An 8,157-nucleotide genomic window follows, 5' to 3' on the forward strand; every position below is an offset into this window, starting at 1 on the left:
GGGTGAAATTATTATCATTCAACGGATTATTTAACATTTGAGATTGGTAGTTGTTACAATATTATGAAGATATTATTAACAGGAGCAAATGGATATATTGGAAGAAGGTTATTACCTGTTTTAATTATTCAGGGTCATAATGTAGTATGCCTGGTAAGGGATAAACGAAGAATTCAATTAGAGGAAAATCTGGCTTCTAAAGTTGAGTTTTATGAAGCTGATTTACAGTATTCTGAGCAGCTTGAAAACCTTCCTAAAGATATAGATGCCGCATATTATTTGATTCACTCATTAGGCAGTTCTTCTAAAAGCTTTAGCAAGTTGGAAAAGGAGACAGCTACTAATTTTGTAGAGGCTATAAATAAAACGGATTGTAAACACATAATTTACCTGAGTGGGATTTCCAATGATGAAGGTCTTTCGGACCACTTAAGTTCCCGCAAAAATGTTGAAGGTATTCTTCAAAATGCTAAAGCCTCTGCCTCTGTTTTAAGAGCAGCTATCATTATAGGATCCGGAGGAGCAAGTTTTGAAATTATTAGGGATTTAGTAGAGAAATTGCCCATAATGGTAGCGCCAAAGTGGTTGAAAACAAAATGTCAGCCCATTGCTATCAGAAACGTTATTCAGTATCTCTCTGGGGTTCTCATGAAAGAAAAAGCTTTTAATCAGGTGTTTGATATTGGTGGACCGGATATTCTAACCTACAGAAAGATGTTGCTTACTTTTGCTGAAGTCCGTCAATTAAAAAGATTTATAATAACGCTTCCGGTACTTACCCCTCGCTTAAGTTCCTATTGGTTCCATTTTGTTACTTCTACTTCCTACAAGATAGCTAGTAGCTTAGTAGATAGTATGAAGAACGAAGTAATAGTGAAAAATAAAGGAATTAATGAGATTGTACCACTTGAACTAATCAGTTATAAAGAGGCAGTGCAATTAGCTTTCGATAGAATTGCTCAAAATGAAGTGGTTTCCAGTTGGAAAGACGCGTTGGCAAGTTCTAAAATAAATACTTCTTTATTGGATTTTGTACAGATTCCGGTGCACGGTTGTTTATTCGATAAGCGTTCAAAAACATTTGACCGACCAACAAGTGAAGTGCTAAAAAATGTATGGAGCCTCGGTGGTGAACGTGGTTGGTACTATTGGAACTTTCTATGGAAAATTAGAGGCTACATGGATAAAGCCCTAGGTGGTGTAGGCTTAAGAAGAGGAAGAAGAAGTCCTGATCATTTAGTAGCAGGAGATTCTCTGGATTTTTGGCGTGTTTTAGTAGCGGATAAGAAAGAGGGAAGACTGCTTTTATATGCTGAAATGAAACTTCCCGGAGAAGCCTGGCTGGAATTTCGATTTAGCAGAGAGGAAGGTGAAAATAAGCTAACACAAACAGCCACTTTCAGGCCACATGGTTTATTGGGAAGGCTTTATTGGTATAGTATTTACATATTTCATGAATTTATATTTAATGGGATGTTAGATAAAATAATTAATTATAAAGAACCCGGTAAAGAAGAAACTGTTGCGTAAAGTGATTACCTGCAAGGCTGTGAGAATTTTCAGCCGTAATAAATTAAATTGCCCTTCTATAAGTGTCTATTTAATCTTCATATCTAAAAAGCAGACCTAATAATGGTCTCTTAACTCCAATATTATTACGTTGCTCATTTTAGTTTTTCACAAACTCACAGCTATAAGGAATTGCAGTAACTTATAATCTGTTGAATACAGCTTAAATTGCAATAAAAAGATGTATTTTTGTTTCATTCTATGGAGATATTTCAATACATATCGCTGTTTTTTATCACAACTCTCTTCAATGTTGTATTTCTTCAACAGTATTTTTCAAGTACAGTTCAGGTACTTTTTCCTTTCAATCAGTTGATAAAAGCTGATCTGCCAACAGTAAATAGAAGTTCGCGCATTTCTGAGGAAGAGTCTAAAGAAGCACGTGAAGATAACCAACTTGATAGAGATAGTTTTTTAGAAAGTTCTGTAGAATTTATTGAAAAACATTTCTTCCAATTTTTATATTATTCACCTATGTTTTTTGTTTCAGGTGTGGCTTATTTTAAATATACATCTTTAATTCTTACCCCTCTTTCTCCTCCACCAGATTTAGGCTAATTAAATACTTTCCTTTCAAAATTTCTTAAATCTAAATTTCTAATACCATTTTTGTATGGATCAATCTAAGTTTAATAAGATTACAGGGCTTAATTTTAAGTATTTAAAAAACGACTCCCTTGCAGCAATAGTAGCTTTTCTTGTGGCTTTGCCGCTTTGCCTGGGAATTGCATTAGCCTCCGGCACCCCTCTTTTTTCAGGAATTATCAGCGGGGTTGTAGGCGGGATATTGGTAAGTATGTTGAGTGGTAGCCAATTGGCTGTGTCCGGTCCGGCAGCAGGTTTAGCAGTTATAGTTCTTAATGCTATAGAGGACATAGGGTTCTTTGAGGGTTTTCTGGTAACAGTAGTGCTAGCCGGCTTTATTCAATTGGCGATGGGGTTTCTCAAGGCGGGCACTATAGGTAATTTCTTTCCTTCGTCTGTAATTAAAGGCATGCTAGCTGCAATCGGTATTCTACTAATTAGAAAGCAGATTCCTTATGCTTTGGGGTATAATACTGACTATCTGGGGCGTCTGGATTTTTGGCAAACCAATGAGGAGAATATATTTAGTATTTTAAACAGTTTATTGGTTGAAATCAACTTAACTGCCTTGATTATTACTATTGCTTCAATGGTTTTGCTTATTGGTTGGAGCTATCTAAAGAATAATACAATTAAGTCGATCCCAGCTCCTTTATTAGTGGTTTTGGTTGGTGTAGGTTTAAACCAGTTATTTGTTGTTTTAGGTAATGGAATGGCTTTATCTCAGGATCATTTGGTTACTATACCTATTTTGGGCGCAGATGCAGAATTCTCTGAACTTCTTACATTCCCAGATTGGAGCGTTATTTCTAATCCTCAGGTTTATACAATTGCTGTAACCATTGCCATTGTGGCCAGTTTGGAGACATTGTTAAGTGTTGAAGCAGTAGATAAGTTGGATCCTCAAAAAAGAAGAACACCCTTGAACAGAGAGCTAAAAGCACAGGGAATGGGGAACATTGTGGCAGGACTAATCGGGGGCTTACCTATGACGGCAGTAATAGTAAGAGGTTCTGTTAATATCAATGCCGGTGCAAAGACTAAACTCTCTGCTCTTGTACATGGTGTACTTTTGCTGCTTTCGGTTTTAGTATTTCCCCAGATAATAAATATGATTCCATACGCCAGCTTAGCGGCTATACTATTAGTTACTGGTTATAAATTAGCAAATATTAGTATATTCAGGCAAGTGTATAGAGCGGGAAAAGGCCAATTTATTCCGTTTATTGTAACTATTGTGGCTATAGTTTTTACGGATTTGCTAATTGGAATTATCATAGGTCTTGTGGTTGGGATATTAAATATTCTTCTGAATAACATGAGAAACACTTATTCATTCAACAAAAAGGATTATTTAGAGGGCGATCCGGTAAGGCTGATGCTTTCTGAAGAAGTTACATTTCTTAATAAAGGCATCATGATTAAAACTTTAGATACTCTACCTGCAGATTCAACTGTAATTATTGATGCAAGTAATTCTACTTATATTGATTACGATGTGTTGGAAGCAATTACAACATTTAAAAATGAGGGGGCGAAATACAAAAATATTAAAGTCGAATTGGTAGGGATAGAAAAGTTTTATGAAAAATATAATTAGTTAAAAGAGAAACCAATGCAACAAACATATTCAAAATTATTTGAGAACAATAGAAAATGGGTCAGCGATAAACTGAACCTTGATCCTGATTATTTTAAAAAAATGGCTAATGGGCAGGATCCTAAATATTTATTTATCGGCTGCTCTGATAGCCGGGTGCCGGCCAATGAAATTACGGGTACTGATCCGGGAGAAATGTTTGTTCATAGAAACATTGCTAATATGGTTGTTCATACGGATATGAACCTGATGTCAGTTTTGCAATATGCGGTGCAGGTACTTAAAGTACAGCATATAATTGTGTGTGGTCATTATGGTTGTGGAGGAGTTATGGCGGCAATGAGTAATAAAAGTTTAGGCCTTATAGATACCTGGTTAAGAAACATAAAAGACTCCTATAGGAAGAATAGAGCTTTTGTGGACTCAGCAGAAGATGACAACATGAGACACAGAAGGCTGGTTGAAAGCAATGTGAAGGAACAGGTTTTTAACCTATACATGACCAACTATGTGCAAAATGCTATTAAAGCCGGTCAGGAATTACAGGTGCATGGTTGGGTATATGATTTAAGCGATGGTTTATTGAACGATCTCGAAATTGATCATGAGAAAATGTTTCCAGATTTTGATCTGTACAGAATTGAGTGATCTTCATTGTAACAAAGCAGGATGAGACCCTCTTACTTTTGAGACAGCCTTATGGCAGGGATGTAATGTGGGGAGTATTACATTATTATGATAATAATGAACTCACTATAAAGTCCTGTAAGGACGATATTGTATGTCTCTCAATATTCATTAGAGAACTTTCTTATGAAATGCCATCCCTAAGAGGTTTTAACCCCATTCATCTTTGTTGCTAAAGTTTCGTCCCGGTAGGATGGATGATTTTTTTACTCTACAATGATATCGTATTTGTGTAAAAGGCCTTGAATACCTGCTTGCGAGAATTTTGCTTTTTTAATTCTGTTGCGTTCAGGGTCAATGGAATAATTGAAAGCAGAACGTAAATCACTTTTTTCAATGATTGTATTGTCAAAAACAGCTTCGCCTAAATCGGAGTTCAAAAATTGTGACTGACTAAGGTCGCTTTGTGTAAAATCCACCTGAACTAATTTACATTCCTTAAACACAGTCTTTTTTAGATTTAGCTGATAGAATGAAGAATTGTTAAGCAAGCAGTTATAAAAACTTACAGTAAATCCAAAGTGGTTACAGGCATCAAAATCAAGGCCCAACATTTTACATTCCGAAAATGTCACTTCTGAAAAGCTGGTATGGTTTAACTTTGCCAGACTTAAGTTACATAGTTTAAATTCACAGGATAGGAACTTAAATTCTGAGAGATCAGTATTTGAAAAATCACAATTTGTGAAAGTGCATTGCTCATACTCTCCTTTTTGCAAAGCTTCAGAGGTAAAGTCTATTTTATCAAAATATTTTTCTGTTATGTAAATATCTTCCATGACCTAAAATTAATTATCACTCGCAACAAATGATTAGGAATCAGGGAAAGATTTGAAAATATATTTAGAGATTGATGTAGAAAAGTAGAATAAGCAATTAGAAGTAAGAATGTTTCTAATTACTTATTCTGATGTTTCTTTGGTCTTTATGGAATACCAGCTATTGGTTTGTAGTCTTGCTACTTATATTTATTTTATACCAATCGATTTTTCTGGATACAAACATCGTGGTGGCCAAAGCTATAAACAGTCCGAAACTGCCAATAAGCAGTGCGTAGTCCTGTTCTTTGGTAATGATGAAGATGAAAAGATAAAATACACAAAGAATAACAAAGAAAATGGCTGTATTAATTTTTTTTCTGAACAGAGTGAGAGAGTAAAGTGCCAATAAAGAAATAGTTGAAGCTGAAGAAACTAAATAAGCTTTGCTAAAGCCTATATGTTCTGATAAAGCAATCAGCAAAGTATAGTAAAGAATTAAAGCTAACCCTACTAAGATATATTGTAATGGGTGAATTTTACTCCCGCCTATAATTTCCATTAAAAACATTGAGAGAAAACTCAAGACTATAATTAATAATGCATACTTGGCCGTTCTGGTACTTTTTTGATACTGATCCACAGGCATATTGAGAGTTAAGCCGAAGCTTGATTGCTCTATATCTGGTATTTTATTAATGAATTCCTGCCCGAAAGGTCTGTTAAAATGCAATACTTTCCATTCTCCTTCAAAACCATTTTCATTAATATTTCGGTTTTCAGGGATAAATTCGCCCTGAAAGCTAGGTGAGTTCCAATCTCCTTTTAAGGTAACATTTGTTGTTTTACCAACAGGAGTGAAGAATATTCCTTTACTTCCTTTTAAAGCTATTTTACAGGAAAATTGAATAGCTTCTTTTTGGTAACTGTCTTCCAGGTTCACTACCAAACCTGATAAATTGTTGGTGTCGTCATGGTAGGGGTCTGCTACTTTTTCCTTCCCATTTATTTTAATATTTGTATTTTCTCCTATCCCTCTCATGTCACTTAAACTCACATGCATTTTGAGTTTGTCCCAGCTCACGTGGGATGAATCTATTCCCAATGCCGCAATATTAGCTTTATTGAAATTTCCTTTCAGGTGGAGATCGGAATTGTAAACGACTACATCAAAAATGCCTCTGTGGAGTGCTTTACCATCTACTTTTCCATCTACACTTAAATTATAAGGGAAAAAGTAGGCTGTTTTGTGCTCTTTGATTTGTTTTACCTCTTTATCAATGATTACTTCTTTGGTAGTAAAAAAAGGAAGAGAAAGGTAGGGGCCTATAAGCGTTTGTTGGCGAGACCATTTTTCTGTGACTTCTTGCTCTACATCAATTTGACGTATCTGTCTTTCCCTAATTAAACTATTTATAAAAGATTGAGGGATGAGTAGTAATAGAATAATGAAACCAATTGTCAGTAATTTTAGGCTTACTGATTTGCCTGTCCATTCTAGAAATTTTTCCTGTACTGATTTTGATTCTTTCATGTTTTAATTTAAAAGTACTTTGTAAAACAAAGTGTGTTGATAAATTTTTTTAGCTTTTGTTTTCCTTAATTAGATTTTCAAGAAATGAAAGATGTGACTGAAATGCTTCTTTGCCAGGAGAAGTAGCTCTGTAAGTTGTCAGTGTTTTTCTGCCAACAAATGATTTCCGGACAATAATGAACTCTTGCTTTTCTAAAGATTTTAGATGTGAAGCAAGGTTTCCGTCAGTAACATCTAAAAGCTCTTTAAATGAGTTGAAGTCGTACTCTTCGTTTACCATCAAAACGGACATAATACGAAGTCGTACAACGTTTTCAAAAGCCTTATCGAATTGTTCTTTCAATTATCTATCGTATTTTAAATGCATAGTTACTCCATACACAATGTGTAATACTCCAAAGCCAAGCGACCAGAATATTAATCCATAACCCGGGAAAAAAGCAGATAATATTCCCAAGGCTATTTGACAATAGGCAAGGTACTTTATATCGCTCAGTGTAAAATGAGAAGCATTTAATAGCCCCATTCCGTAAAAGATTAAAGTGGCCGGAGCTACTATTATAAGGTAACCTCTTATTATAAGTGCCAAAGTGAAAAAACCACCTACAAGAATTGGTATAAATAAGGCGAAAAGGAATCTTCTGCTGGTAGTGCTCCAGAATTTAGTGTTGAGTTTCTGAGTTTTTTTCTTAGTGAGGTACACTCCTGTTCCGACAGAAAGTGCCAGCACAATTATAGCTGTAATCACAAGCTTCATTAGTATTAGCTCATTGTTTACATAGGATATCCTGAAGCCAAATGGTGAGTTTGGATAATATACCCAATAGTAAGCTAAAGCTGAAGCTATTAAGGCATATATTCCTGCCATTACACCGGATATTCCGCTTAAAGAAATAAAGCGGGTGCTCCTTTCCATAATAGCTTTTATTTCCGATAGTTCTTGTTGAGGTGTTTTCATGGTAAAAGCACTTTGAAAAGCAAAGTAAGCCTAATATATTTTAATATCCAAGCGTTAGTGGTGAAATAGCCAGGGAATTGTTTGAATATGAAACTATGAATGTTTGTCTCTCTTAAATTTTCTTCCTTAAACAAGGGAAAATGATAGGTATAAAAAAGCCTCGCATTTCTGCGAGGCTTAGCTCCTCCTCTTGGGCTCGAACCAAGGACCCTTCCCGTTTAACGGGATCAGCTGCTCTCACCAGGCTCGGCTTTTTGCCATCCTTTTTCAATTATATTCTTAATAGTAGCTTTGTTCTTAAAGCTTTTAATTTTCCTTTCTACAATGATAGCCTCTTTTTTAGGGATCAACCCGAAAAGTTGGGGAGTAGTAATTTCAAGCATAGATTCTTGAGAGTCTATAGAGGAAGAAAGCTACGTTTTTGACCCCTCTGAACTGAGCTCTAAAGGCTTTGATCTTTGCATTA

General features: G+C 35.3%; 9 protein-coding genes. 4 read left to right on the plus strand and 5 right to left on the minus strand.

Annotated elements, in window-relative coordinates:
- Positions 1-63 precede the first annotated feature (63 nt).
- The 4 genes from IEV85_RS16430 (at position 64) to IEV85_RS24905 (ending at position 4,402) form a co-directional block, all read left to right on the plus strand.
- On the plus strand, positions 64-1,530 hold the full coding sequence (locus tag IEV85_RS16430) for an SDR family oxidoreductase (RefSeq protein WP_188465405.1): 1,467 nt from the start codon (positions 64-66) through the stop codon (positions 1,528-1,530).
- A gap of 240 nt (positions 1,531-1,770) precedes the next feature.
- Positions 1,771-2,127 (plus strand): hypothetical protein, encoded by a 357-nt coding sequence (locus tag IEV85_RS16435; RefSeq protein WP_188465407.1) that lies wholly within the window; start codon positions 1,771-1,773, stop codon positions 2,125-2,127.
- 55 nt (positions 2,128-2,182) lie between these two features.
- Complete coding sequence (locus IEV85_RS16440) at positions 2,183-3,754, plus strand: SulP family inorganic anion transporter (protein ID WP_229712621.1); 1,572 nt, start codon at positions 2,183-2,185, stop codon at positions 3,752-3,754.
- 15 nt (positions 3,755-3,769) lie between these two features.
- Positions 3,770-4,402 (plus strand): carbonic anhydrase, encoded by a 633-nt coding sequence (locus tag IEV85_RS24905; protein WP_229712622.1) that lies wholly within the window; start codon positions 3,770-3,772, stop codon positions 4,400-4,402.
- A gap of 245 nt (positions 4,403-4,647) precedes the next feature.
- On the opposite strand, the gene IEV85_RS16445 is transcribed toward IEV85_RS24905, so the two are convergent.
- From IEV85_RS16445 to IEV85_RS16465, 5 genes are all read right to left on the minus strand, one after another.
- Entirely contained in the window at positions 4,648-5,220 is a 573-nt protein-coding gene (locus tag IEV85_RS16445; protein WP_188465409.1) for a pentapeptide repeat-containing protein, read from the minus strand.
- Between the two features lie 160 nt (positions 5,221-5,380).
- A complete protein-coding gene (gene creD, locus IEV85_RS16450) occupies positions 5,381-6,733 on the minus strand; it encodes a cell envelope integrity protein CreD (RefSeq protein ID WP_188465411.1) in 1,353 nt (450 codons plus the stop codon).
- A 49-nt stretch (positions 6,734-6,782) separates the two neighbouring features.
- Complete coding sequence (locus IEV85_RS16455) at positions 6,783-7,076, minus strand: winged helix-turn-helix domain-containing protein (RefSeq protein WP_188465414.1); 294 nt, start codon at positions 7,074-7,076, stop codon at positions 6,783-6,785.
- The gene (locus IEV85_RS16460; protein WP_229712623.1) at positions 7,077-7,691 is read right to left on the minus strand and encodes a hypothetical protein; all 615 of its coding nucleotides are present in this window, start codon (positions 7,689-7,691) and stop codon (positions 7,077-7,079) included. It abuts the gene before it with no gap.
- 227 nt (positions 7,692-7,918) lie between these two features.
- Positions 7,919-8,074, minus strand: coding sequence for a hypothetical protein (locus IEV85_RS16465; RefSeq protein ID WP_188465416.1), 156 nt, complete (start codon positions 8,072-8,074; stop codon positions 7,919-7,921).
- Positions 8,075-8,157 lie beyond the last annotated feature (83 nt).

Origin of the sequence: Marivirga lumbricoides (assembly GCF_014636295.1) — a bacterium.
GTDB classification, from domain to species: Bacteria; Bacteroidota; Bacteroidia; order Cytophagales; family Cyclobacteriaceae; genus Marivirga; species Marivirga lumbricoides.

What these genes read in the sequence shown, in the direction of transcription:
- IEV85_RS16430 (WP_188465405.1), top strand. Translation starts at nt 64, where the DNA reads ATGAAGATATTATTAACAGGAGCAAATGGATATATTGGAAGAAGGTTA.
- IEV85_RS16435 (WP_188465407.1), top strand. Translation starts at nt 1,771, where the DNA reads ATGGAGATATTTCAATACATATCGCTGTTTTTTATCACAACTCTCTTC.
- IEV85_RS16440 (WP_229712621.1), top strand. Translation starts at nt 2,183, where the DNA reads ATGGATCAATCTAAGTTTAATAAGATTACAGGGCTTAATTTTAAGTAT.
- IEV85_RS24905 (WP_229712622.1), top strand. Translation starts at nt 3,770, where the DNA reads ATGCAACAAACATATTCAAAATTATTTGAGAACAATAGAAAATGGGTC.
- IEV85_RS16445 (WP_188465409.1), bottom strand. Translation starts at nt 5,220, where the DNA reads ATGGAAGATATTTACATAACAGAAAAATATTTTGATAAAATAGACTTT.
- creD (WP_188465411.1), bottom strand. Translation starts at nt 6,733, where the DNA reads ATGAAAGAATCAAAATCAGTACAGGAAAAATTTCTAGAATGGACAGGC.
- IEV85_RS16460 (WP_229712623.1), bottom strand. Translation starts at nt 7,691, where the DNA reads ATGAAAACACCTCAACAAGAACTATCGGAAATAAAAGCTATTATGGAA.
- IEV85_RS16465 (WP_188465416.1), bottom strand. Translation starts at nt 8,074, where the DNA reads ATGCTTGAAATTACTACTCCCCAACTTTTCGGGTTGATCCCTAAAAAA.